Source organism: Streptomyces bottropensis ATCC 25435, assembly GCF_000383595.1.
GTDB classification, from domain to species: domain Bacteria; phylum Actinomycetota; class Actinomycetes; order Streptomycetales; family Streptomycetaceae; genus Streptomyces; species Streptomyces bottropensis.
On sequence record NZ_KB911581.1, the window covers coordinates 4,001,431 to 4,026,988 of the forward strand.

At 73.4% G+C, this 25,558-nt stretch carries 15 protein-coding genes; 8 read left to right on the forward strand and 7 right to left on the reverse strand.

Annotation, left to right across the window (positions count from 1 at the left end):
* Positions 1-61: 61 nt before the first annotated feature.
* From STRBO_RS0117755 to STRBO_RS0117765, 3 genes are all read left to right on the forward strand, one after another.
* Positions 62-2,107: a glycoside hydrolase family 127 protein gene (locus STRBO_RS0117755; RefSeq protein WP_020665568.1), complete on the forward strand. Its 2,046-nt coding sequence runs from the start codon at positions 62-64 to the stop codon at positions 2,105-2,107.
* Positions 2,108-2,213: 106 nt separating this feature from the next.
* Positions 2,214-4,388 (forward strand): glycoside hydrolase family 127 protein, encoded by a 2,175-nt coding sequence (locus STRBO_RS0117760; RefSeq protein ID WP_028796715.1) that lies wholly within the window; start codon positions 2,214-2,216, stop codon positions 4,386-4,388.
* A 175-nt stretch (positions 4,389-4,563) separates the two neighbouring features.
* A complete protein-coding gene (locus STRBO_RS0117765) occupies positions 4,564-6,234 on the forward strand; it encodes a cellulase family glycosylhydrolase (protein ID WP_005475300.1) in 1,671 nt (556 codons plus the stop codon).
* 57 nt (positions 6,235-6,291) lie between these two features.
* On the opposite strand, the gene STRBO_RS0117770 is transcribed toward STRBO_RS0117765, so the two are convergent.
* Positions 6,292-9,441 carry a glycoside hydrolase gene (locus STRBO_RS0117770; protein ID WP_005475298.1) on the reverse strand — a complete coding sequence of 1,050 codons (3,150 nt, stop codon included), beginning with the start codon at positions 9,439-9,441 and terminating at the stop codon, positions 6,292-6,294.
* Positions 9,442-9,648: 207 nt separating this feature from the next.
* Here STRBO_RS0117770 and STRBO_RS0117775 point away from each other — a divergent pair, with 207 nt between their 5' ends.
* From STRBO_RS0117775 to STRBO_RS0117785, 3 genes are all read left to right on the forward strand, one after another.
* Entirely contained in the window at positions 9,649-10,671 is a 1,023-nt protein-coding gene (locus STRBO_RS0117775; RefSeq protein WP_005475296.1) for a pectate lyase family protein, read from the forward strand.
* A 35-nt stretch (positions 10,672-10,706) separates the two neighbouring features.
* The gene (locus tag STRBO_RS0117780; protein WP_005475294.1) at positions 10,707-11,309 is read left to right on the forward strand and encodes a hypothetical protein; all 603 of its coding nucleotides are present in this window, start codon (positions 10,707-10,709) and stop codon (positions 11,307-11,309) included.
* 110 nt (positions 11,310-11,419) lie between these two features.
* Complete coding sequence (locus STRBO_RS0117785) at positions 11,420-13,150, forward strand: hypothetical protein (protein ID WP_005475293.1); 1,731 nt, start codon at positions 11,420-11,422, stop codon at positions 13,148-13,150.
* Between the two features lie 75 nt (positions 13,151-13,225).
* Here STRBO_RS0117785 and STRBO_RS0117790 read toward each other — a convergent pair whose 3' ends face one another.
* The 6 genes from STRBO_RS0117790 to STRBO_RS0117815 all read right to left on the reverse strand — a co-directional run bounded on the left by STRBO_RS0117790 (position 13,226) and on the right by STRBO_RS0117815 (position 24,251).
* On the reverse strand, positions 13,226-13,867 hold the full coding sequence (locus STRBO_RS0117790) for a cutinase family protein (RefSeq protein ID WP_005475285.1): 642 nt from the start codon (positions 13,865-13,867) through the stop codon (positions 13,226-13,228).
* A 141-nt stretch (positions 13,868-14,008) separates the two neighbouring features.
* A complete protein-coding gene (locus STRBO_RS0117795) occupies positions 14,009-15,241 on the reverse strand; it encodes a PucR family transcriptional regulator (protein ID WP_028796716.1) in 1,233 nt (410 codons plus the stop codon).
* A gap of 122 nt (positions 15,242-15,363) precedes the next feature.
* Complete coding sequence (locus tag STRBO_RS0117800; protein WP_005475281.1) at positions 15,364-16,395, reverse strand: alpha/beta hydrolase; 1,032 nt, start codon at positions 16,393-16,395, stop codon at positions 15,364-15,366.
* Positions 16,396-16,417: 22 nt separating this feature from the next.
* Entirely contained in the window at positions 16,418-20,821 is a 4,404-nt protein-coding gene (locus STRBO_RS0117805; protein WP_005475279.1) for a type I polyketide synthase, read from the reverse strand.
* Positions 20,818-22,566, reverse strand: coding sequence for a fatty acyl-AMP ligase (locus tag STRBO_RS0117810; RefSeq protein WP_020114537.1), 1,749 nt, complete (start codon positions 22,564-22,566; stop codon positions 20,818-20,820). The genes STRBO_RS0117805 and STRBO_RS0117810 overlap by 4 nt, the downstream gene beginning before the upstream one ends.
* 134 nt (positions 22,567-22,700) lie before the next feature.
* Positions 22,701-24,251 (reverse strand): acyl-CoA carboxylase subunit beta, encoded by a 1,551-nt coding sequence (locus STRBO_RS0117815; RefSeq protein ID WP_020114538.1) that lies wholly within the window; start codon positions 24,249-24,251, stop codon positions 22,701-22,703.
* A 447-nt stretch (positions 24,252-24,698) separates the two neighbouring features.
* On the opposite strand from STRBO_RS0117815, the gene STRBO_RS45645 reads away from it, so the two are divergent.
* Both STRBO_RS45645 and STRBO_RS0117825 read left to right on the forward strand, forming a co-directional pair.
* Positions 24,699-24,893, forward strand: coding sequence for a hypothetical protein (locus STRBO_RS45645; protein ID WP_020114539.1), 195 nt, complete (start codon positions 24,699-24,701; stop codon positions 24,891-24,893).
* 121 nt (positions 24,894-25,014) lie between these two features.
* The gene (locus STRBO_RS0117825; RefSeq protein ID WP_005475269.1) at positions 25,015-25,536 is read left to right on the forward strand and encodes a hypothetical protein; all 522 of its coding nucleotides are present in this window, start codon (positions 25,015-25,017) and stop codon (positions 25,534-25,536) included.
* Positions 25,537-25,558: the final 22 nt, after the last annotated feature.

The following is a 25,558-nucleotide window of genomic DNA, read 5'->3' on the forward strand; positions in this document are numbered from 1 at the left end:
CCCACCGACGACCGTGACCGAAAGGACGATCCGAAGGCATGAACAGGTGAGGGAGAACGTGGTGACGTCGACCGTCCTGCCCGTGGCGCCGACCCGTGGCCGGCTGCGGCCGCTCGGCCTCGACGAGGTCAGGATCACCGGGGGTTTCTGGGCCCGGCGACGGCACACCAACACCACCGTCACACTCGACCACTGCCGCGACTGGATGGACCGCGTCGGCTGGACCGGCAACTTCCGGGCCGCCGTCGAGGGCCGGATCGACCGGGACCGGCGCGGCCGTGAGTTCGCCGACTCCGAGGTCTACAAGCTGCTCGAAGCCATGGCCTGGGAGGCCGCGAACGACGACCCCGCCCTGCGGGGCACGGGGGCCGTCCCCGGGTCGGCCCCGCTGGACGCCAAGATCTCCGCCCTCACCGACCTCGTGGCCCCCGCCCAGGACCCGGACGGCTATCTGAGCACCGCCTTCGGCCGTCCGGGACAGCCCGCCCGCTACAGCGACCTCGCGGAGGGCCACGAACTGTACTGCCAGGGACACCTGGTCCAGGCGGGTGTGGCCCAGGCCCGCGCCCGGGGCGAGGGCGAACTCGCGAAGATCGCCGAGCGGGCCGCCGACCACGTCTGCGCCACGTTCGGGCCGGGCGGCGTCGAGGCCGTCTGCGGCCATCCGCAGATCGAGTCGGCCCTCGTCGAACTGGCCCGGCTCACCGGCCGGCAGCGCTACCTCGACCAGGCCGCCCTGTTCGTCGACCGACGCGGCCACGGCACCCTCGACGAGGGTGAGTTCGGCCGCGCCTACTTCCAGGACGACATCCCCGTCCGGGGGGCCACGGTGCTGCGCGGCCACGCCGTCCGCGCCCTCTACCTCGCCGCCGGAGCCGTCGACGTGGCCGTGGAGACCGGCGACGCCGAACTGCTCGCCGCTGTCGTACGCCAATGGGAGGCCGCGATCGCCCGCCGCACCTACCTCACCGGCGGCATGGGCTCCCACCACCGCGACGAGTCCTTCGGCGCCGACTTCGTCCTGCCCCCGGACCGCGCCTACTCGGAGACCTGCGCGGGCGTCGCCTCCGTGATGCTCGGCTGGCGGCTGCTGCTCGCCACCGGCGAACCCCGCTTCGCCGACCTCGTGGAACGGACCCTGTTCAACGTCGTCGCCACCTCCCCCTCCGAGGACGGCCGCTCGTTCTTCTACGCCAACACCCTGCACCGGCGGCACCGGGGCGTCGCCCCGCGCGCCGACGTCGACAGCCCCCGCGCCGACTCGGGGCTGCGCGCCCCCTGGTTCGCGGTGTCGTGCTGCCCGACCAACGTCGCGCGGACGCTGGCCCAGCTGCCGGCCTACCTGGCGACGGCGGACGACGAAGGCGTGCAGCTGCACCAGTACGCCGACGCCGACATCGCCACCTCTCTCCCCGGCGGCCGGGCCGTCGCCCTGGGGGTCCGCACCGACTACCCGTCCGGCGGCACCGTGACCGTCCGGATCGTCCGCTCCCCGGCCGGCCCCTGGACCCTGTCGCTGCGCGTGCCCGCCTGGGCGGCGGGCGCCCCGGCATGGCTGGTCGACCCCGACGGCCTACGCCGCCCGGTCACCCCCGGCCCGGCGACCGTCACCCGGGTCTTCCGGCCCGGCGAGGAGGTACGGCTCGACCTGCCCGTCGCCCCGCGCTGGATCCACGCGGACCCCCGCGTCGACGCCGTACGCGGCACGGTGGCCGTCCAGCGCGGTCCGCTGGTGTACTGCGCCGAGTCCGTGGACCTCCCGGACGGTCACGAGGTCGACGCGATCCGGGTGGACCCGTCCACCACCCCCGAGGACGGGCCGGCCGGTGACGGCACGGTCGTGGTCGCCGGGGAGGTCACCGCCCGCGCGGGGCGGAGCGAGGCGGCGTGGCCGTACGAGCCGCTGGATCGGCCGACAGCGCAGCCGCCCGCCGACCCCACCGGGATCGTCCTCGTGCCCTACCACTCCTGGGCCGGCAGGGGCCCCTCGACGATGCGGGTGTGGCTGCCGAGAGCGGACGACAGCCCGCAAGCCCCGGCCGACGGCACCGACACGGGGAGGCGGGCGGGCGGTCGTCCGGACGGGCCCTCCCTGACCACTGGTTGACCCCGGCCCCGCCCCGAACAGGCGGTCACCCGGCCACCCCCACCGCTCCACACCCCCCACCGCTCCACACCCCCCACCGAACGACCGACGATCGGAGTCGTGAAACATGTCCCAACGCCCCACCCGTCGAACGCTGTTGGCCCTCGCGGCCGGAGCGGCGGCCGCCAACCCGCTCGTCCGGGCGACCTCGTCCGCTCAGGCCGCACCCGCCCCAGGTGTCGCGCACGCCGCCCCGGCCGCGCGAGTACAGGGTGCTGCCGCCGCTCCGCCCGTCCCCTCCACCTGGTCGGCCCACCCCTTCCCGCTCGGCCAGGTCACCCTCGGCGAAGGGGTGTTCAAGGCCAAGCGGGATCTGATGCTGAACTACGCCCGGTCCTACCCGGCCGACCGCATCCTGGCCGTCTTCCGTGCCAACGCCGGTCTCGACACCCGGGGCGCCCGGCCGCCCGGCGGCTGGGAGACCTCCGACGGCAATCTGCGCGGCCACTACGGCGGTCATTTCCTCACGCTCGTGGCCCAGGCGTACGCGGACACCCGGGAGGCCGCCCTCAAGAGCAAGCTGGACCAGCTGGTGGGCGCGCTGGGGGAGTGCCAGGCCGCGCTGGCGGAGCGGGGTTCGCCGCGCCCGAGTCACCCCGGCTTCCTGGCGGCTTACCCGGAGACGCAGTTCATCCTCCTGGAGAGCTACGCGACGTACCCGACCATCTGGGCGCCGTACTACACGTGCCACAAGATCATGCGGGGTCTCCTCGACGCGCACACCCTGGCCGGCAACGCGCAGGCCCTCACCATCGTCTCCAGGATGGGCGACTGGGTACACAGCAGGCTGGGCGCTCTGCCCCGGGCCCAGCTGGAGCGCATGTGGTCCCTCTACATCGCCGGGGAGTACGGCGGCATGAACGAGGTGCTGGCGGACCTGTACGCCCTCACCGGCAAGGCGGAGCACCTCGCCGCCGCCCGCTGCTTCGACAACACCGCGCTCCTCGACGCCTGCGCCCAGGACCGGGACATCCTCGACGGGCGGCACGCCAACCAGCACATTCCGCAGTTCACCGGCTATCTGCGGCTGTTCGACGAGACGGGGGAGGAGCGGTACGCCGAGGCCGCGCGGAACTTCTGGGGCATGGTGGCGGGTCCTCGGACGTACAGCCTGGGCGGCACGGGGCAGGGGGAGATGTTCAAGGCGCGGGGCGCCATCGCGGCAACGCTGGACGACAAGAACGCCGAGACCTGCGCGACGTACAACATGCTGAAGCTCAGCCGGCACCTGTTCTTCCGGGAGCCGGACGCGGCCCGCATGGACTACTACGAGCGGGGCCTGACCAACCACATCCTCGCCTCCCGCCGGGACACCGCGAGCACGAGCAGCCCCGAGGTCACCTACTTCGTCGGGATGGGCCCGGGGGTCGTGCGCGAGTACGGCAACACCGGTACCTGCTGCGGCGGCACCGGGATGGAGAACCACACCAAGTACCAGGACTCGGTGTACTTCCGCTCCGCCGACGGCAACGCGCTGTACGTGAACCTGTACCTCGCCTCGACCCTGCGGTGGCCGGAGCGCGGGCTGGTCGTCGAGCAGACGAGCGCCTACCCGGCCGAGGGCGTGCGCACCCTGACGTTCCGGGAGGTCCGAGGCACGCTCGATCTGCGGCTGCGGGTGCCGTCCTGGGCCACGGGCGGCTTCACCGTCACGGTCAACGGGGTGCGGCAGCAGGTCGAGGCCACCCCCGGGTCGTACCTCACGCTGAGCCGGAACTGGCGGCGCGGCGACCGGGTCGGGATCTCCGCGCCGTACCGGCTGCGGGTGGAACGGGCCCTGGACGACCCCACCGTGCAGTCGGTGTTCTTCGGTCCGCTGCTGCTGGTCGCGCAGAGCCCGGAGGCCGGGCTGCGGACCTTCTCCTTCTACAAGGACTTCACCCTGCGCGGTGATCTCGCGGACGCGGTCCGCCCGGAGGGCAGGCCGCTGCACTTCACCACGCACGGGCTGACCCTCGCGCCGTTCATCGCCGGCGACGACGTCCGCTATCACGCCTACTTCAGGCGTTCCGAGCCGGTCATCGTGTTCGGCGCGGCCGGCTCGGGCGTCCCCAACCGGACCCGGGCGGACGGGCTGACCTTCCTCGACGTGCTCTGGGCGCGGGCTCCCTTCCCGACGTCCGACGCCTTCGTGGGGGCCGTGCGGGCCCTCGCCGACGCGTGGGTCTCCGAGGGCCGGTTCACCGGAGCGGAACGGGACGCGGTGGTCGGCGCGGCGGTCCGGGCCGGTCTTCGGCGGTGAGAGCGGCGCGGACCGAACGGGCCGAGCGGCCCGAAAGAGCCGAGCGCCCCGACATGCGCGCAGGGTTGACGTGTACGCGGCTTGATGGGTTCATGGGAGCGCTCCCACCACACCCACCCCCCACCCCTCTCTTGATGCCTGAACTTCTCGGCGCCCACCCCCACTTGGAGTCGCAATGAGAACAGGACGAAGCACGCAGCGAAGAATCCCCCTGACCACCCTGCTGGCAGGACTCGCCGGTCTGATCGGACTCGCGCTCCTCGGTGTCCTCGCCCCGGCCGTCGCCCTGGCCCAGCCGGCGTCCGACGCCCGGGCCACCGGCCTGCACGTCAGCGACGGCCGGCTCGTGGAGGGCAACGGCAACGACTTCGTGATGCGCGGCGTCAACCACGCCCACACCTGGTACCCGGGCGAGACGCAGTCGCTGGCCGACGTCAAGGCGCTCGGCGCCAACACCGTCCGCGTCGTCCTCTCCGACGGGCACCGGTGGACGAAGAACAGCCCCGCCGACGTGGCGAACGTCGTCGCCCAGTGCAAGGCCAACCGGCTCATCTGCGTCCTGGAGGTGCACGACACCACCGGATACGGCGAGGAGGCCGCCGCCGGGACGCTCGACCACGCGGCCGACTACTGGATCAGCCTCAAGGACGTCCTCGCCGGCGAGGAGAACTACGTCATCGTCAACATCGGCAACGAGCCCTGGGGCAACACCGACCCCGCGGGCTGGACGGCCCCCACCAAGGCCGCCGTGCAGAAGCTGCGGGCCGCGGGCTTCGAGCACACGATCATGGTCGACGCGCCCAACTGGGGCCAGGACTGGCAGGGCGTCATGCGCGCCAACGCCCGGTCCGTGTACGACGCCGACACCACCGGCAACCTCATCTTCTCGATCCACATGTACAGCGTCTTCGACACCGCCGCCGAGATCACGGACTACCTGAACGCCTTCGTGGACGCCGGACTGCCCCTGCTCATCGGCGAGTTCGGCGGGCCCGCCGACCAGTGGGGCGATCCGGACGAGGACACCATGATGGCCGCCGCCGAGCAGCTGGACCTCGGCTACCTGGCCTGGTCCTGGAGCGGCAACACCGACCCGGTACTCGACCTGTCGATCGGCTTCGACCCCACCCGGCTCAGCGCCTGGGGCGAGCGCATCTTCAACGGCGCGAACGGCATCGCGCGGACGGCGAAGGAGGCCACGGTCTTCGGCGGCACCCCGGGCGACACCCAGGCGCCGACCACCCCCGGCACGCCGACCGCCTCTGCGGTGACCGCGACCTCCGCCACCCTGTCCTGGACCGCCGCGACGGACAACGTCGGCGTCACCGGCTACGACATCGTCAGGGTGAGCGGCTCCACCGAGACCAGGCTCGCCGCCTCCACCACCCACTCGGCGACCCTGACCGGTCTCACGGCCGGCACGGCGTACACCTTCGCCGTCTACGCCCGTGACGCCGCCGGGAACCGGTCGAACCGTTCGGCCACGGTGAACGTCACGACGGACGAGGGCGGCGGCACCCCCGCCGGGAACTGCGCGGTGACGTACCGGGCCACCAACGAGTGGCCCGGCGGTTTCCAGGGCGAGATCGTCATCCGCAACACCGGCGCCACCGCCGTCAGCGGCTGGACCCTCGCCTTCGCCTTCGCCGACGGCCAGACCATCAGCAACATGTGGGGCGGGACTCCCACGCAGAGCGGTGGATCGGTGAGCGTGAAGCCCGCTTCGTACACCTCCACCATCCCGGCCGCGGGCTCGGTGACGCTCGGGTTCATCGGCGCCAAGGGCGCCACGAACACCGCGCCGACGGCCTTCACGCTCAACGGGGCTGCCTGCGCGCAGAGTTGACCGGGCTCTGACGCGGTGAAACCGGCGGGGGCCCGCTCGTGGCCCCCGCCGGTCACGTCAGCCGCGTACCAGCTCGATCCGGTACCTCCGGGTCTCGGAACCGTCCTCGGCGCGCACGGTGACGACGGCCGAGGCCTCACCGGAACCGTCGGTCCTGTCCACGGTGACGGTCGCGTACGGGTCGCGCGCCGTCGCCGTGACCTCCGCCCGGGCCGGGTCGTCGGTGACGACCCGGTAGTGGGTGGTGCCGGGGTCGAAGGAGGCGACCGGCTTCCCGTCGACCTCGACAAAGGAGGCGGCGGCGTCCGAGGAGGCGCCGGGGGCCTTGGCGTACACCTCGATCTCGCCCATGGTGATGTAGCCGCCCTGCCGCGCGGTCATGACCACGCGCACCCCGGTCACCGGGCCCGCGTCGAGGGGGACGTCGATCACCGGCGTGCCCTCGGTGCCGACCGTGACGGGCCCGCCCGCGTCGGTCCACGGGCCGTCTGCCGCTGCCCTGACCTGCACCTTCAGGCTCTGTGGGAAGGAGACGTTGGTGCCGTCCCGGTGGAAGTGGGCGACGATCCGGCTCAGGTCGCGGGCCTTCGGCAGGCCGAAGGTGACGGTGTCGGACGGGTTCTTGGTGCCCGACCTCCAGTTGGACCACGCCTTCTCGGCGGTGTTGCCGTTGCGCAGCCGCTCGGCGGAGTAGCCGCTCTCGGTGTAGGTGGCGGCGACGGACACGCCCGCGTCGGGCGCGATGTTGGTCTCCGCGGCCTTGGTGACCTGGACGCGTACGGTCGCGTCGACCGTGGAACCGTCGACGACCTCCGCCCTGCCGGTCAGGGTCACGACGCCCTTCGTGTCGAACGCCCCGTCGGGCGCCCGGTCCCAGGTCACCGGGAGGGCGGTCCGGCCGCCGTCCCGGCCGACGCCGACGACCGTTTTCGGAAGGTCCGGCTCGCCCCCCTCGTATGTCTTGGCGCGACCGGGGACGGTCGAGGCGATCGTGTCGACGGTGACGAGGGCCTCCGCGGGGATCTTCCGGCCGAGGACGTCGGTGGCCTCACCCTTGACGCGTACGGTCCCGGACTTGCGCCACTTGCGGTCCGCCGGCAGCTCCCACACCACGGGCACGGAACCCCTTGCGCCGTCGCGGAGCACGGGGGTCACCGTCTGCGGCAGCTTCGGCCGCAGACCCGGGACGGTGAACGCCTCCGCCCGCTCGGTGCTCAGCACGGTCTCGTCGCTCACGGCCCAGCGCTGGTTGTCGGCCGACGTCGGAGTGTACGTCGAGACCTTGGCGCCGTCCGCCGACGACTGCCCGGTGACGTCGAGGAGACGGCCGGTGGCGGCGTTCACCCACGTCCAAGTGCCGTCGCCGGTGGTCGACATGAGCCACTGCGCGGCGGCGGGGACCTCGCCGGCGGTTGCCTCTTCGAGGACGGCCTGGTTGTCGCGCACGGCGAGCCGCCGGCCGGTCTCCGCGTTGGTCAGGGCGTAGCGCTCACGGTTGCCGGTGCCGGAGGTCAGCTGCTCCACCGACCACAGCTGCCGGGCGCTCGCGGCGTCGGTGGTGCGCAGGACGACACCGGTGCCGTCCTGCGAGGGGGTGAACGCCTTGCCGCTCTGCGCGCCCTGGAGGCGGTAGACGTGACCGGGCTGGACGAGGGCGGCGTCCTTGTCCGCACCGCGGACGCCCTCGACCAGGAACGTGGTGACGGACTTGGCGGGGACGTCGAGGGTGGCCGAGCGGTCGGTCACCGGGACCGGGGTGCCCTTGACCAGGGCCCCGCCCGTGCTCGTCACCACGGGGGTGACGGTGGCGCCCGCGTCGATCTTGCGGAAGCGCGAGAGGTCCAGGGTGACGGAACGGGCGGTCGTACCGCCGTTGACGTGGACGACGGTGGCCGAACGGCCGGACTTGCGGACGGCGGCGACGCTGGAGGGGTCGTCGACCTTCACGAAGTGGTCGCCGGGCCGGATGTGATGGGTGAAGTTCCGGATGGTGTCGAACTTGGAGTTGGCCCGGATCGGGCAGGTCTCCAGGGTGTCCGTGGCCGTGCAGTTGAAGGGGACGTGGATGCTGCCCCAGTTCTTGCCGGCCGCGGCCTGCGGGATCGAGTCCTCGATCGGCTGCCAGAACACCCAGGCGGACGGCTCCAGTTCCCGCATGTCGTCGACCATACGGGTGGCCATGCCGAGGCCGGGCTCCATGGTCGTGAAGTCGCTGCCGGTGCCCCAGGTGCCCTCGACCTCGCTCATCCAGAGCTTCTTGTCCGCGCCCTTGGCGATGTCACGCGCGCTGGTGCGCATGCCGGTGCCGTAGGTGTGCACGTTGAGCTGGGGGACGGCCGCCCGTGCGGAGGCGTCGTAGGCGTTCCAGTTCTGCGTGAAGATCGTCGGGTTGGTCTCGTCCATCGCCGAGATCGCGGCGTCGGTCCTCGCTGCGCGCAGCGCCTTGTCGAGGGCGAGAAGCACCTTCTGCTGGAGGGCGGGGCCGGCGTGCGCGCCTTCCTGACGGCCGCCGGTGGGCTGACCGTTGGCGCCGATCTGGGTGCCCCAGTAGTTGGTGTTGGGCTCGTTCAGCGGGGCGATGGTGTCGAAGTCGATGCCGTGCCGCTTCTCGATCTCCTCGGTGACCCGCACCAGATAGGCGGCGAACTCGTCGACGCGGTCCGCGCGGATCTGGTCCGTGTTCGCGTCGAAGCCGCCGGAGACATAGCCGCTGACGGTCTGGAACCAGGGCGGCGAGTTGCTGAACGCCTCCCACTTGGTGATCTTGTCCTTGACCTGGTCCACCCACCAGCGCTGGCCCGGGTCGGCGTTCCAGTCCCAGTGGTCGGGGTCGTCCGGGTCGAACCACTCCATGTCCTGCCGGGTGGTGCCGGCCGGTGCCTTCCAGAAGCCGTCCATCGTCGCGCCGGCCTTCATGTAGTCCTTGCGGACGTCGGGGGCGTTGCCGCCGCCGATGTTGTAGCGCGCGATGTTGAGGCGGAGCCCGTCCTCACCGAACAGCATGTCGACGAGCCGTCTTCGGATGGGCTCCGGGTAACCCCCCGTGGCGTTGGCGAACCAGACCAGGCTGGTGCCCCATCCCTCGAACTCCTGCTGCTGGTACGACGGGTCGATCCGGACGGTGACGGAGTTCGCCGCCGGGGCCGTCGGGTCCGCGGTCGCCGGCGGGGCGGTCATCAGACCGGCGCCGAGTACCAGGGGGATCATGGGCGCCAATGCCCTGACGATGCGATGTCGTGGGGTCACGACACTCCCTTCCACAACACGAGGCGAACGCCGTTTCGTTGACATGGCCAAAACACGTGCTTAGCATTCAGGAAACTGAAAGCGCTTTCTAGCCCTTGTTGTTCATGGATTTCGCACGACCAATTGCACGGCCCAGGAACGTCCCCCACTCGTCCCGGGAGAAACCGTATGAGGTCGTCACGTACCGTTCCCGCGCTCACGCTCGCCCTGCTGCTCGCCGCGACAGCCACAGTCAGCGCCAGCGCCACCGTCGCCGCACCCGTCGAGGCGGGAACCGTCGCCCACGCGGCGGCGGCACCCGTGGTGGAGACATCCCCGACCGGATTCGCCGCCGTCGGCGCGCTCGGGCAGAACGGCACCACCGGTGGGGCCGGCGGCCCCACCGTGACCGCCACCACGACCGAGCAGTTCCTGCGGTACATCGACACGGTGGGCCCGCTCGTCATCCGCGTGCAGGGCACCGTCGACATCACCAGCAAGCAGGGCGTCCGGCCGGACAAGACCGTCATCGGCGTCGGTTCCTCGGCCGTCGTCAACGGCGGCGGGCTGGACTTCTACCGCTCGTACAACGTCATCGTGCGCAACATCAGATTCACCAATGCCGAGGACGACGCGATCAACGTCGGCCAGGACTCCCACCACATCTGGATCGACCACAACGAGTTCGTGGCCCCCCTCGACGGGGCCGTCGACGTCGTGCGCGGCGCCCAGTACGTCACCGTGTCGTGGAACTGGTTCAACAAGACCGACAAGAGCATGCTGCTCGGGCACTCCGACGGCAACGGCGCTCAGGACGCCGGGAAGCTGAAGGTCTCGATCCACCACAACTTCTTCGACGGCTCACGGCAACGGCACCCCCGCGTCCGCTTCGGCGAACCGGTGCACGTCTACAACAACTACTACAAGGGCAACGCCGTCTACGGCGTCGCCTCGACCATGAACGCCGGTGTCGTCGTCGAGGGCAACCACTTCGAGGGCGTCCCCCACCCCTGCTACTCCGCCAGTGGCTACGACGCCTCCGGGCCGGGCCGGCTGGTCCAGCGCAACAACGCGTTCACCGGCTCCGGCACCTGCGAGACCAACGGCACGGTGACCGAGCCGCGCACCTACTACGCCTACACCCTGGACCCCGCCGCAGACGTCCCGGCCCTCGTCAGGGCCGGGGCAGGCACCGGAAGGCTCGGTGCCTGAGCAACTCCCCCCCACGAAGCACAGGAGAGACCCCGATGAACTCACCGCGCAAGAAGGTGGTCGTGGCCGCGCTGGCGGCCGCGCTGCTCGCCGGACCCGGTGTCGCGCAGGCGGCACCCCAGGGCGCGCCCGTGCCCCGGACGCAGGCCGCGGCGGCCACCGTCAGCTGGACCCTCGTCCGGGCGGCCAACCCGACACAGGACCAGCAGTCGGCGTACAACCTCATCACGTCGGCCATGAACGCCGCGGTCGCCCGCTACAACAACCTCAGCGATCTCGGCAAGAACATCACCGTCCGCTACGAGCCCGGCGTGGCCACCGCCGACGGGAACCTCAACGGGACCATCCGCTTCGGCAGCAACCGCAGCTACATGAACGAGCGGACCGCGCTGCACGAGATCGCGCACACCATAGGCGTGGGCACCAGCGCGGGCTGGTCGCGGCTGGGCGGCAGTGGCACCTGGACCGGCGGGCGGGCCACGGCGCTGGTGAGGCAGTACGACGGGTCGAGCGCGAAGATCTCCACCGGGGGCGGCCACTTCTGGCCCTACGGTCTCAACTACGACAACGAGTACTCCGCAACCGCGGCCGACCGGCACGTCCGGATCGTCGCCGCCATGGTGAGCGACGGGCTGTGACCGCGTTCACGGCGGCGGCAGTTGGTGCCCGATGACAAAGGCCGCGACGGTGGCTGCGTTGTTGTGAGCAAGGGGAGGTGGGACCGTCGCGGCGGTCCTACCGTCCCCGCATGAACACGAGTCGCAGGAGAGGAACAACCCTCAGAGCGCTGCGGGGCGTCGTACCGGCGGTGCTGCTGACCGTCGGGGCGCTCACCGGAGCCGCCCCGGACGCCCGGGGCGCGCAGGCGCGGACGGAGACGGCCGTGGCCTCCACGAGCCCGGTCACCGGCGTGAGCGAGACCATGGTGCGGGTACGGGCGCCGCTGCCCGCCTCCTTCGGGGCGCGCCCGGCGGCGTGCGACTGGCTGTCGTACCTGCGCTACCGCTCCGCCGACGGACCGGCCGCCTCGGCCGACGCCGACCGGATCCTCCTCGCCCAGCCGGGCATCCTCGAAGGCGCCGGAGCCTTCGACAGCGTCGCCCGCAACACCGTGGCCCGCGCCGCCGCTCAGGGCCGGCACATCGAGTTCTGGGCCCTGGACCGGCGCTCCAACTGCCTGGAGGACCGCACCGGGATCGCCTCCGGCGACCAGCACACGGCCGTCGACTACTACTACCGCGACAAACGGGTCGCGGGCCGCACCTTCGACGGGTACGTCGGCAACGCCGACCTGGGCTGGATGGCGAAGCTCGGCATCGAGCGGACCGTCCGCGACCAGTACGACCTCCTCACCGCCGAACTGCCCGACCAGCGCGTGCGCGAGGAGAAGGTGCTGTGCGGCGGGCATTCCCTGGGCGGTGTCATCACCGGGTACTTCGCGACCGCCGACTTCGACGGCGACCCGGCCACCACGGCGGACGCCGGACACCACCAGTGCGCCGGCTACTTCGCCCTCGACACCACCGTCTCCACCTCGCTCGCCGACCTCAGCGGCAGCATCCCCGACGACACCAACCTGCCCGACGTGGGCCTCGGGTACGGCGTCGTGCAGGCCGGGCTCGACAGCGGACTGCTGCCGCGCTCGCTGTCGGCGCCGGTGCTCCTCAACCCGGAGACGATGACGCTGCTCGCCATCGCCGGGGTGGGCGCCCTGCAGAACCCGGGCGGCGAGGCCGATCTGCCGCGCTATCTGCCCCCGAACAGCAACATCGAGGTCACCAACCGCTTCCTGTTCTCCAAGGACACCGCCACCTTCCTCACCGGGTCACCGACGGTGAAGGACTTCCGGCTCAGCAACGAGGCGATCCTCGGCGCCCTGATGGACGACCACTCCGTCCCGCTGGCCTTCCTGCAGAGCAGCGTCGGCCTCTTCGACGGCGGGCCGGTCGTCGACAAGAACTTCCCCGCCGCCAACGGGAGCGACGCCCGCCCGGCGCTGTTCGGCACCGAGTACAAAGCGATCCCCGACCGGCCGGGCGGCCCGCTCTACACCTGGCGGAACTACGACCGCGTCGGCGACGCCGACGACCCCGGGTACCGCTCCGCCGACGGGACTGCGTTCACCGACGCAGGCAAGGAGGTCACCGACATCCAGGAACTGGCCCGCAGCATGGCTCAACAGCCCCTGGACTTCACCGAGCAGTACTTCCCGACCAAGCTGGTCACCGACCTCCAGCTGGCCGGTTCACCCCAGGTGAAGCGGCTCGTCGTCCACCCGGACGGACTCACCGCCGACCCGACGCTCACCGTGCTCGCGGGCGACGGACTGCTGGCGGGGCGCGTCCCGGCCGACCTGCACCCCGTGGTCGCCGACGGCTACCAGCACCTGGACGTACTGACCGCCGCGCCCGCCCAGAACAACGGCCGTCCCGAGCCCGTCTCCACGAGCCTGACGGAGTTCGCGCGCGACCCCGCATAGCCACCGCCCCATGGAGGAAGGGCCCGGGAGGATCTCCTCCCGGGCCCTTCGCCCCGTCGCGGGGGACCGGACCGGTCAGACCTTGGTCGCGGCGAAGGCCGCCGCCGCGTCGGCGTTCGCGCGGTAGCCGAGGTGGGCGCCCACGTCGCCGCCGCCGCTCTGGCACACCGGGTCACCGGTCGCGCAGAAGTCGAGGGTGCGGCTCTGGTAGACGCCGGTGACGCTCTTGCCGATGGCCCGGATCGGGTTGCCGAACAGCAGCACCGAGGAGACGCGGGGCTCCAGCGCGGCGGGGATGGTGGCCACGATGGGACTGCCGACCACCGCGCCGGCGCTGCTGATGCCGATGGAGTTGTCGACGACGTTCGCGCCCTGCGAATAGCCGACCAGAATGAAACGCTGGTTCGGACAGGAGGCGGCCTGGCTCCGGACATGGTTCACCAGGTCCGCGTTTCCCTGTGCGGCCGAGGTGGGCGAAAGGTCGGCGGGATAGTTCACCTTGTAGCTGGACAGGGATTTCCCGTTGAGTTTCTGCTGCAGTGCGGAATACACGGGGTCGCCGACGATGAAGCCGAGCGTGCCCGGCTCGAAGGTGCCGCGGGCGGACACGACGTCGATGTCCGTGCAGGCCGCGGCCATGGCCGTGGGTGCCGAGACGGTGGCCAGTCCGGCCCCGCCGGCCAGCGAGAGCGCGGCGAGGCACAAGCGGATACGCATGGGGATCCTTTGCGGGTCGGGCGCGAGGTGCGCCTGTGTAAAAGGACGTCCCGAAGGTATTCGCTCGGTCGAGTATTGTGTTATGGCCTGGAATTCAGAATTCACCTTCGTTTTTGTGCCGAGGTGAGTCCGTCCGCATTCCTATGCGGTGAACGTGTCGTCGTCCCGCGATGCCTCCGCGCGCAGGGCGAGGATGAGGTCCAACCGGGTGCCGGGGTCGTGCAGGGCGTCGCCGAAGAGCTTCTCCAGCTGCCGCAGGCGGTAGCGGACCGTCTGCGGATGGATGTGGAGGCGGGCCGCGACGTCGGGCACGTTGCTGCCGCCGAGCAGCCACGCCAGCAGGGTTTCGGCGAGCCGTCCGCGCGGCCCCTCCGCGACCGTGTCCAGCGGGGCCAGTACCTGTGACCGGAGCTGGGCGAGCATCGGTTCGTCGCTGTGCAGCAGCAGGGTCGACAGATGGTCGGCGCAGCGCACCACGCCCTGCCGGGGCAGGATGCCGCGCCCCATCAACCCGAGCGCACGGGTGGCCCAGCGCAGGGATCTGGCGGCCTCCGTGAGCGGGACGGAAGGCCCGATCGCCGCCGGCCGCCCCCGCAGCGCGAGCGTGAACGCCCGGCCGCCGAAGCCGCCCGAGCCGTCCGGGTCGGGCACGAGCATCCGTGGTGGCCGGGACTCCATGTCCACCAGCGCCCCGGCGGCGGCCAACGGCCGCTCCTCCCGCCTGTCGGGCGAAGCCGCGAGGACGACGACCGCGACGTGCGTCGGCACGGACCACCGGGCGCCGTGCGCCAGGTCGCGCACCGCCTCCGGCAACACCGGCCTGTCGCCCAGCAACAGGGCGAGCAGCCGCCCCCGGCGCCGTTCCAGCTCGTCCGTGCTGCGCAGCTGTCCCTCCGCGTACCCCGCCGCCGCGGCCTCGGCCACTTCGTGCACCGTCCGGAACGCCAGCTCACCCAGCCTGGCCATGACCGAGGAGTCCAGGCCGAGTTGCTCCGTCGTGCGGCCCAGCAGCTGCCAGGCGTGCAGCCCCCCGACCCGCAGCGCGGACTGCAGTGTTTCGAGGCTGTGGCCCTCCAGCGCCTCGCCGCGCCCCAGCTCGTGATAGATCGCGGTGATCGAGTCTCCCCGGCCGCGCGGATCGGCGATGTGGTCGACGAACAGGGTGAGCGCCTGCACGACCCCCGATCTGAGGAGTGCGCGGCTCGCTTCGTCGGCCGACCGGGAGGCGTACTCCGGGACCTGTCTGCGCACCTCCTCCTCCACATGGTCGGCGACGGTCTCCAGCTCGTCACGCAGCAGTTGGACCAGTCCGGGCGGCACAACAGGGGCGCCGGGACCGTTCGGTACGCCGTACGGCGGGGTGGGGGCAGCCACGGCGGACCCTCCTTTCACCCGGAAGCGGCTCACCCGCGGGCCGGTGCCCGTGGGGCGAGGGGCAAGTCCCGAGTAGGACGTACGCCCCCCGCGCTCCGTTCCGTTCCCCGACGCCACCGGCCTCACGCCGGCACCCCCAGCGCACCGGCGAGCGTCGGCCACGACGCGGTGAACTCCCGCTTCCAGTAGGCCCAGCCGTGCCCACCGCCCGCGTAGAAATGGGTGGTCACCGGCACCCGGAGCGCCGCGAGCGCGTCCGTGAAGGCGTGCGCGGACGGCCAGAGCAGGCTCTCCAGCGCCTCCGGGAGCCAGTCGCCGAGGCCGCCGACCACTCCGCTGCCGCTCGACACGTACAGGGCGGTGCCGCGCAGCCCCGCCGCCCGGGAGCGCGGGTTGAAGTCCCGCCAGGTGAGCAGGTTCAGGAGCGGATGGCCCCACAGCGACCGGGGGGCCAGGTTCTCGCGGCTCACGATGGCGTCCATCAGGCTCGGTACCCCGGGTGCCGTGGTGTCGAGGATGCCGCTGTACGAGGCCGCCGCCCGGAACGTCCCCGGATGACGTGCCGCGTGCGCCATCGCGCCGTAGCCGCCGGTGGAGACCCCGGCGACCACCCGGACGCCGGACGCCCGGTAGTCGCGGGCGAGCAGCGCCGGGACCTCGGAGACCTGGAACGTCTCGTAGGCGGGGCCCTCGCGCCAGGCGGTGGGGATGCCGGTCGGCCCCGCGTCCGGCATCGCCACGATCAGCTCCCGGCCCGCCGTGAACGCCTCGATGTCCGTCTCCCGGGTCCACGACGTGTAGTCGTCGTGGGCGCCGTGGAGGAGATACAGCACGGGGTAGGTCCGGGCGGGCCGTGCGTCGAAGGAGGAGGGGAGGATCAGCCGGACCGGGGCGCTGCGGCCCAGCGCGGCGGAGGGGAGGGAGAGGTCGAGGGTACGGGGGCCGAGGCGGGTGACGGACCGGGCGCCGGGGGCGGCGGTCCGGTGGGTGGCCGCGGCGGCGGTCGTCGCGCCGGCCGACCCGACGAGGGCGGCCAGCGCGGTGGCGGCCGCCGCTCTGGTGACGGAGCGCCGGGACGATCCGGTGACGCCGTCGTGTCGGTCGGCGGAGGGGGTGCGGGTGGTGGGGGTGGTGTGGTGCGTGCGGTCGGACATGGCGGCTCTCCTCGGCTCGTGTTCAGCGGGTCTCCCCGGCGAGCCGCCACCGCAGATGGGCGGCGATCTCGTCGACGTTCGGCGGGTCCAGCAGCGAGAGATGGTGACCCGTGACCCGGACGACGGTCAGGCGCGGGCACACCTCGTCCCACCCGAGCGCCTCGTCGTCCCGCTCGTACGCGGGGTCGCGCACGGTGTGCGGGGCGGGCTCGGTGGCCCGGTACAGCACGACCTGCCCGTCGTACCGGCCGGGCCGGTGCGCCTCGCCGATCCGCAGGTCCAGATAGGAGTCCCGCTGGTGGTCGAGGGCGGCCCGCGGCACGTCGGCCGCCGCCCGCAGCGCCCCCAGCACGGTCTCGACGCGCTCACGGTCGTCCTCCGTCGCCGCCAGCTCGTCGTACGGCAGGTCCAGTTCGACCCCGTACGCGTCGGCGACGTGACGGGCGAAGCCGGTGAAGTGCGCGCGGATCCGCTCGGCCTCGCCGCCCTCGGGACGGGGGAGCGGACGTACGGAGTCGAGGAGTGCGACCAGCCGCACGTCCCGCCCGGCGGCCGTCAGCTGCCGTGCCGCCTCCTGGGCGACGAAGCCGCCGAACGACCAACCGCCCAGCAGGCAGGGCCCGTCGGGGTGCGCGGCGGCCACCGCCTCGGCGTAGCGGCTCGCCTTCTCGACGACCGTACGGACCTCGCCGGTCCGCTCCAGCCCGTACACCGGCCGCTCCCCGCCGAGCCGTTCCACCAGCGGGCGGTACACGTCGGTGGTGCCGCCCGCCGCGTGGACGAGGAAGAGCGGGGGGTACGGGCCCGAGGTGTGGAGGGGGTGGAGCAGCGGGTGGGAGCCGGAGCGTCGGCGGGGCAGGCGCCGGGGGAGGGCGTCGGAGGTGTCGTGGGGCTGCGGCGGGGAGTCCTGCGCCGCCGACCCGTCGGCTCGCGCCCGTGTGGTCTCGCGGAGCGCCGAGGAGGCGTCGGGCAGGGAGGCCTCGTCCAGGGCCTGCGCCGCTCGCGCCGGAGCGTGTCCGCCGCTCGCCTTCGCCGGTGCCGTCCGTCGGCCGTCTCCCGTGGCCGGCGTCGCCCCGCCCGGCAGCGCCCGCTGGATCCGGGTCGCCATGGCCTCGACCGAGGCGGCGCCCAGCAGGTCGCGCAGGGGGAGTTCGACGCCGAACTCGCGTTCCAGGGCGGTGCGGATGCGGACGGCCATCAGGGAGTCCAGGCCCAGTTCGGCGAGGGCGGTGGCCGGGGTGATACGGGCCGGGGGGTGCCCGGTGACGGTGGCGATGTGGTGGCAGAGGCGGGCGGCCACCGAGGCGGGGTCCGCCGTGTGCCACGCTTCCGTTCGGCCGCCGCCCTGCGGCCCGGCGCCCTCGTCCCCGACCGGGCCGCACTCCGCCGTCGGGTCCGCCCCCGGCCGTACGGGCACCACGCGGGCCTCCGCCGTCACGTGGACCCTGCCGTACGCACCGCCGCCGTCCGCCCGCGCGGGCGAGGACGGCGGCGCCGCGAGGCCCGCCCTCCCGTCCGTCCACCAGTGCCGCGTGTGCCGCCAGCGGGGCCCGGGCAGGTCGATGACCCGGCCCGGGGGCGGGGGAAGCCGCAGCCCGGCGGTCTGCAGGGTGCCCACCCGGGTGAGGAACCCGGCGGCGGTGTCGGCGTCGCGGTGGAGGGTGCCGAGCGCCAGGACTCCGGGGGCGGTGTCCGTGATCGCCCGGGTCAGGACCGGGTGGGGGGAGACTTCGACGAACGCGGTGTGACCGTCGGCGGCGGCAGCGGCGACCGCCCGGTCCAGGCGCACGGGTCTGCGCAGATTGGCGGCCCAGTGCGCCGCGTCGAACACGCAGTCGCCGCGCGGGTCGTCGAGCACGGTGGAGTAGACGGGGACGCGCGGGCGCCCGCCCCGGATGTCCGTCAGCTCCGCCGTCAACTCCGCCAGCAGCGGCTCCACCTGCGGCGAATGACCCGCCCCGGCCACCCGCATCGCCCGCGCGGCCCGCCCCTGCCCCTCCAGCCGGCGCACCAGCCGGGCCACCGGCTCCTCCTCCCCGGTGACCACCTTCTGGCCGGGCGAGGAGTGCACGGCGACATGGACACCCGGGAAGTCCCGTGCCAGGAAGTCGAGTTCGTCGTCGGCGAGGTCCACCACCGCCATGGCCCCGCCCCGCAGCCCACCGAGGAGCCGGGCCCGTACGGCGACGACACGGGCCGCGTCCGCCACCTCCAGCGCGCCCGCGCACACCGCGGCGGCCACCTCGCCCAGGGAGTGCCCGATGACGGCGACGGGTTCGACCCCGTGCGCCCGCCACAGCTCCGCCAGCGCCAACTGCACCCCGAAGAGGACGGGTTGGGCCACCGCCAGCCGGTCCAGGCCGTCGCCGGTGGCCAGGTGGTCGTAGAGGGAGAGCCCGCACTCGGGGGCCAGGTGCGCGTCGAGCTTCTCCACGGCCGCGGCGAAGGCCGGTTCCTCGGCGAGCAGTCGGCGCCCCATCCCGGGCCACTGGCTGCCGTACCCGGAGAACACCCACACCGGGCCGGGTCCGACGAGGTCCCCGTCGCCCACCACCACCCGCTCGTGCGCCCGGCCCCCGGCCAACGCACCCAGACCCTCCGCCAGTTCGGCCGGGCCGCCGGCCACGATCGCGGCCCGCACCCGCCCCCGGCCCGCCCGTCCGGCGAGCGTGCGCGCCATGTCGGCCGGACGGGCGGCGCTGCCCTCGGGCGTGCCGAGCCAGTCCGCCAGCCGGGCGGCGGTGTCGCGGACGCGCGCGACGTCGATGTCGGAGAGCACGTGCAGCCGGGCGGCGGGCTCGTCGTCCGGGGACGGGAGGACGGCGCCGGGCGACCACTCCTCCAGCACCGCGTGGGCGTTGGTGCCGCCGAACCCGAACCCGGAGACCCCGGCCGTGGCGGTGCCCCCGTACCGGGGCCACGGCTCGGCCTCCGTCACCACCCGCAGCCGTACGTCGTCCTCCAGGGCGCTGCCCCCGTCGCAGTGCAGCGAGGGCGGAATCAGGTCGTGGTGGAGCGCGAGCACCGTCTTCACCAGACCGGCGATGCCCGCCGCGGACTCCAGGTGCCCCAGGTTGCCCTTGACCGAGCCGAGGAGCAGGGGCTGGTCGGGGTCGCGGCCGGGGCCGAGGACGGCACCGAGGGCGCCCGCCTCGATCGGGTCGCCGAGCGGGGTGCCGGTGCCGTGCGCCTCGATGTGGTCGATGTGCGCGGGGGACAGGCCGGCCCGCGCGTAGGCGGTGCTCAACAGGGCCCGCTGGGCGGCCGGGTTGGGGGCCAGAAGACCGCCCGAGCGGCCGTCGGAGTTGACGGCGGTGGCACGGACGACGGCGAGGATCCGGTCGCCGTCCCGTTCGGCGTCGGACAGCCGCTTCAACAGCACGGCCGCGCACCCCTCGCCCCGGCCGATGCCGTCGGCGACCGCCGAGAACGGCTTGCACCGTCCGTCGGGCGCGAGGGCGCCCGCCCGCCGGAACGCGACCGTGACGGTCGGGGAGAGCAGCAGATTGACCCCGGCGGCGATCGCGAGATCGCTCTCGCCCGTGCGCAGGCTGACGCACGCGTGGTGCACGGCCACCAGCGACGACGAACACGCGGTGTCGACGGCCATGCTCGGCCCGCGCGTGTCCAGGACGTACGCCAGCCGGCCCGCCGTCACGCTCAGTGCCCCGCCGGCCGGCGCCCAGGGGTCGACGGCGGCCGGGTCGGCGCCGGTGAGCTGTCCGTACTCGGACGCGGAGACCCCGACGAAGACACCGGTGGCGCTGCCCGCGAGGGACGCGGCCGGGACGGCGGCATGGTCGAGGGTCTCGTGGACGACCTCCAGAAGGATCCGCTGCTGCGGGTCCATCACCGCCGCCTCGCGCGGGGTGATGCGGAAGAAGTCGGCGTCGAACCCGGCGATGTCGTCCAGATAGCCGCCGTACGGGAGCGCGTCGGTCGGCGGGTACGGCGTGAAGTCACGCCAGCGGTCCTCCGGAACCCGCCGGATCGCGTCGACGCCGTCGAGCAGCGACCGCCAGTACTCCGCCGGTCCGCGCACGCCCCCGGGCAGCCGGCAGCCGACCCCGACGACCGCCACCGGCTCACCGGGCGCCGGGTGCGCCCCCGGCGGCGGGGCCGCCACGGGCGCGCTCTCCGCCGCCGTGGCGCACAGCCGCGCCACCAGCGCGTCCCCGGTGGTCGCCTCCCACAGCAGCGTCACCGGCAGCTCCAGACCCGTCGCCCGGGACAGCTCGCCGGCCAGCACGACCGCGTCCCGCGAGGACATCCCGAGATCCGCGAGGGGCAGATCCATCGGCACGTCCTCGGCGGCCGTACCGCTCCAGAGGGCCACCCGCTCGGCGATCAGCCGCCGCAGCGCGCCCCGCGCACCGACCGGAACCCGCCCGCGCGGGCCGCCCTCGTCGTCCCTGACGACCCTCACCGCGCGCCCCCCGCCGCATAGGCACCCGCCAGATAACGTTCACGGGTCAGCGCCCGCGAGACCTTCCCGCTGGACGTCCGCGGCACCGTGCCCGGCGGGACGAGGACGACGTCGGACAGCCGCAGCCCGTGGCGGGCGGACACGGCGGCCCGCACCGTCCGCACCAGGTCCGGTACGTCGATGTCGGCGAGCGGCACACCGCGCGCGTGCTCCGCGACCACGACCACCCGCTCCCCGGAGCCGCCCGGCACACCGAACGCGGCGAGCCGGTCCCGCCGTACGGCCGGATGCGTCTCCTGGGCCGTGGCCTCCACGTCCTGCGGGTAGTGGTTGCGCCCGTCGACGACGATGAGGTCCTTCAGCCTCCCGGTGACGAGCAACTGCCCGTCCAGAACCGTCCCCAGGTCACCCGTCCGCAGCCACCCGCCCGGCGCCGCCGTGCCCTCGGCCGGTACGGCGCCGAAGACCAGCCGCGTCTGCCGGTCCTGGTTGCGGTACCCCCGCCCCACGTTGGGCCCCTGCACCCAGATCTCGCCGACCTCGCCCTCCGCGAGCGCGGCCCGCGACTTCGGGTCCGTGATCCGCACCCGCTGGCCCGCCGGAGCGCCGCAGCCGGCCAGCAACACGGCCCTCGGGTCCTCGGGCCGCGCGGGCAGCGCCTTCCCGGTGGCCAGGGAGTCACGGTCGAGCGCGAACGCGCGCAGCGGCTGCCCGGGGCGCGCGGCGCTGACGAAGACGGTCGCCTCGGCCAGACCGTACGACGGACAGTGCGTCCCCTCGGCGAGGCCCCGTGTGGCGAACGCGGCGTGGAATCGGTCGGCGGTCCCGGGGCGCACCGGCTCGCTGCCGTTGATCAGCGCGAAGACCCCGTCCAGCCGCAGCCCGGCCTTCTGCGGCTCGGTGACGGCCGAGGCGCAGTAGTCGTAGGCGAAGTTGGGCGCCGCGCTCAGCGCGCGCGGGTGCGCGGCCAGCAGCCGCAGCCAGCGCACGGGCTCGTGCAGGAAGGCCACGGGATCCATGAGCACCGACAGCAGCCCCCGCACCACCGGCGCCGCGACACTCAGCACCAGCCCCATGTCGTGGTAGAGCGGCAGCCAGCCCACGAAGGTCACCGGATGCGCGTCGGCACCGTAGGCGGCCAGCGCCTGCCGGGCGTTGGCGACGACGTTGCCGTGGGTGATCTCCACGCCCGCCGGGGTGCGGGTCGAACCCGAGGTGTACTGGAGGTAGGCGAGGGCGTCGGCGTCGGGCTCGGCCGTACGCGGGTCGTCGGCGGCGGCGTCGGGCACGTGGTCCACGGCGACGACCTTCACGTCCCGGCCCGCGCACGCCTCGCGCACCTCGGCGAGGGCGTGGCCCGTCGTGACGACGACCGCCGGGGAGGCGTCCGTCAGGACCGCCGACAGCCGGTCGCCCTGCCCGGGCAGACCGGGCGGATACAGCGGTACGGCGACCAGACCGGCGGCGAGCGCCCCGAGGAAGGCGGTGACGTACTCCGTCCCCTGCGGGCACAGCACCGCGACCCGCGCGCCGGGCTCGGCCTCCGCCGCGAGCCGGGCGGCCACGGCCCGCATCCGCAGGTCCAGCCTGTGCCAGGTCAGGGTGCGGTGGACGCCCCGCGAGTGCGGCGCCGGATGGTCGACGAAGGTGAACGCCCGGCGGTCGGGGGTGGTCTCGGCCCAGTGCCGCACATACTCCGGCAGACTGCGGAACACGGGCGCGAGCGGGGGGCGGCGGCTGTCCATCGGGCATGGCTCCTCACGTCGCGGGGACGGCTTGCGGTGATTGGCGGGGGACGGCTCGGGGCGGGGGCTCGGGGCGCCTCGCGGGCAGCGGCGACAGGGCTCGGAGGGCTCGGCGCGCACGGAGCAGGGATGCTCTAGAGCGGGATGTTGCCGTGCCGGCGCTCCGGCATGGGGGCGCGCTTGCCCCGCAGGGCGCGCAGGGCGCGGCAGATGTGGGCGCGGGTGTCGCGCGGGGCGATGACCGCGTCGACGTAACCGCGCTCGGCGGCGAGGTAGGGCGTCCCGTAGGTCTCCTCGTACGCGGTGACGAGGCGGGCGCGCAGGGCCTCGGGGTCGGCCGCGGCGGCGAGTTCGCGGCGGTGCAGGACCCCCACCGCGCCCTCGGCGCCCATGACGGCGATCCGGGCGGTGGGCCAGGCCAGGTTGATGTCGGCGCCCAGGTGCTTGGAGCCCATCACCGCGTAGCCGCCGCCGTACGCCTTGCGCACCACCACCGTGATCTTGGGGACGGTCGCCTCGGCGTACGCGTACAGGAGCTTCGCGCCGCGCCGGATGATGCCGGCCTGTTCCTGGCGGACGCCGGAGAGATAGCCGGGGACGTCGGCGAAGGTGAGCAGCGGGATGCCGAACGCGTCGCAGAACCGTACGAACCGCGCGGCCTTCTCCGAGGCGTCGATGTCGAGGACACCCGCCGCGTGGAGGGGCTGGTTGGCGACGACACCGACCGCGGCGCCCTCGACGAGGGCCAGGGCGCAGATGATGTTGGGCGCGAACAGCTCCTGGATCTCCAGGAGTTCGCCGTCGTCCACGACCGCGCGCAGGACGTCCCGCATGTCGTAGGCCTGCGCGAGCCGGTCCGGCACCACCGCGTCCAGCCCGAGACCGGCGGGTGCGGCCCCCGGCGTGTACTGCGGGGGAGGCTCCGCGTTGTTGGCGGGCAGGTACGACAGCAGGTCGCGCACGGTGTCGAGGGCGTCCACCTCGTCGGCGGCCAGGAAGTGGGCGTTGCCGTTGACGGCGTTGCTGGTGCGGGCGCCGCCCAGTTCCTCGGCGCTGGTGCGTTCGCCGGTGACCGTCTCGATGACGTCGGGCCCGGTGACGAACATGTGCGAGGCGCCGTCCACCATCACGGTGAAGTCGGTGATGGCCGGCGAGTACGCGGCCCCGCCGGCGCAGGGGCCGAGGACGACCGAGATCTGCGGGACCACCCCGGACGCCCGCACGTTGCGGCGCACCAGCTCGGCGTAGAGGGCGAGCGAGGTGACACCCTCCTGGATACGGGCGCCGCCGCCGTCGTTGAGCCCGATGACGGGACAGCCCGTCTTCAGGGCGAGGTCCATCAGCGCGATGGTCTTCTCGCCGAAGGCCTCGCCCATGCTGCCGCCGAACACCGTGGGGTCCTGGGCGAAGACGCAGACGGGCCTGCCGTCGATCGTGCCGTGCCCGGTGACCACCCCGTCGCCGTACGGCCGTTTGTCCGCGCCCCCGGTGGGGCGGGCCCGCACGAACTGGCCCGTCTCGGTGAACGAGTCGGTGTCCAGCAGCAGATCGATGCGTTCCCGGGCGCCGTACTCCCCGCGTCTTCTCGGCCCGGCCGGTGCGACCGCCCGGATCCGGCGGCCCTCCAGGTCGGCGATGCGGTCGGCGGTCCGGTCGACCGTGCGGTCGGCGATCGTGTCGGGCACCTGCCCGGCCGCCCGCTGCGCCGACTGCCTCGCCCGGGATGTCGTCACCTCTAGCGTCACAGCCACCTCCGAAGTGGCTTTCGAATATGGCAGCGAAGGAAGGGCGCTCCGCCTCAATCACCCGTCTGTGTGCGGGAGATGAGTCCCAAGGGGCCGGTGTTCGTCCGTGGGTGACAAGGGCCCGCGTTCTGCTGGGCGCGGAAGGCCACTTCGACTACGGAGGGAGGGTCGCCCTCGGCGGGAGGGCCACTCGCCGGCCCCGCCGCTGCGCGAGGAACTCCCGGGCGCGGTGCAGGCGGATGCGCAGGCGGCGCCGGGTCCATCCGCTGTCCGGCCGGACGTCGAGCGGTCCGGGCAGGGAGGTCTCGCCCCGGCGGCCGGCCGACAGGCGGGAGGCGTCCAGACCGTCCCGGCGGGTGATGAGCGGGTGATGGGGATGCCGCGTTCGTGGCGGGTGAGGGCGTCCGGCCCGGCGAGATGCCGCATGCCTCCCTCCTCGACGGTGACCGGTTCCGGCAGCGCCGCGGCGAGGTCCGTCACATGGACCGGACAACCCACGACATCGGTGAACACCACGCCGTCGTGGGTGCCGGCCGCGAGATCTCCTCGCGGCCCCGCATGCGTCGCATCGACGTCCCGTGAGTCAGCGCGCCGAGGAGATGTGGTCCAGGACACGTCCGTTCCGTGGCCTGCGCCATTTCCGGTCGTTCGGCGCGCGACTACGTTGTGCCACGCGTTCCCCTGAACCCACGGATGGCCCAGAGTGCTCGCAGACCTCTCACCGCTCATCGCGGCGACCACCCAATGGCTGACGCGCGCCTATCCGGCGGGCGGCGGAGCCCTCGACGGCGCGCTCTGCGAGGCGCAGGCCAGGCAGGCCGTCACCGTGGCCGCCCGGCTGCGCTATCCGACACCGATGGACGCCGCGCTCGTCGGTGTGGCCGGTCCGGGCGGCACGGCGCGGCTCGACTGGATCACCGGCTTCGACGAGGACCTGACACCCGAGGAGTACGCCTGGCGGACGTGGGTGGACGAGGTCGTGGCCAGCTGGGCGGCCTGCCTGCTCGCCGACCCCGAGCTGGCCCGTGCCGCCGTGGCCGCGCTTGCCGCCACCCTCCACTCGGCCGGTTCGCCCGCCGTCTACCGACGCCTCCTCAGCCCTGACGTGCTCGACCGGCGGGCCGCCGCGCTCCTGCGCCACCCCGACCTGCTCGCCCCCGTCGCGACGCTGCACCACGCCGGCCTGCTCCACACGCTGCGGCCGGGGCAGGCCCTGACGGCCTGAGCCCGCACGGGACAGCGTCGCC

What these genes read in the sequence shown, in the direction of transcription:
- STRBO_RS0117765 (WP_005475300.1), top strand. Translation starts at nt 4,564, where the DNA reads ATGAGAACAGGACGAAGCACGCAGCGAAGAATCCCCCTGACCACCCTG.
- STRBO_RS0117770 (WP_005475298.1), bottom strand. Translation starts at nt 9,441, where the DNA reads ATGATCCCCCTGGTACTCGGCGCCGGTCTGATGACCGCCCCGCCGGCG.
- STRBO_RS0117775 (WP_005475296.1), top strand. Translation starts at nt 9,649, where the DNA reads ATGAGGTCGTCACGTACCGTTCCCGCGCTCACGCTCGCCCTGCTGCTC.
- STRBO_RS0117785 (WP_005475293.1), top strand. Translation starts at nt 11,420, where the DNA reads ATGAACACGAGTCGCAGGAGAGGAACAACCCTCAGAGCGCTGCGGGGC.
- STRBO_RS0117800 (WP_005475281.1), bottom strand. Translation starts at nt 16,395, where the DNA reads ATGTCCGACCGCACGCACCACACCACCCCCACCACCCGCACCCCCTCC.
- STRBO_RS0117780 (WP_005475294.1), top strand. Translation starts at nt 10,707, where the DNA reads ATGAACTCACCGCGCAAGAAGGTGGTCGTGGCCGCGCTGGCGGCCGCG.
- STRBO_RS0117760 (WP_028796715.1), top strand. Translation starts at nt 2,214, where the DNA reads ATGTCCCAACGCCCCACCCGTCGAACGCTGTTGGCCCTCGCGGCCGGA.
- STRBO_RS0117790 (WP_005475285.1), bottom strand. Translation starts at nt 13,867, where the DNA reads ATGCGTATCCGCTTGTGCCTCGCCGCGCTCTCGCTGGCCGGCGGGGCC.
- STRBO_RS0117810 (WP_020114537.1), bottom strand. Translation starts at nt 22,566, where the DNA reads ATGGACAGCCGCCGCCCCCCGCTCGCGCCCGTGTTCCGCAGTCTGCCG.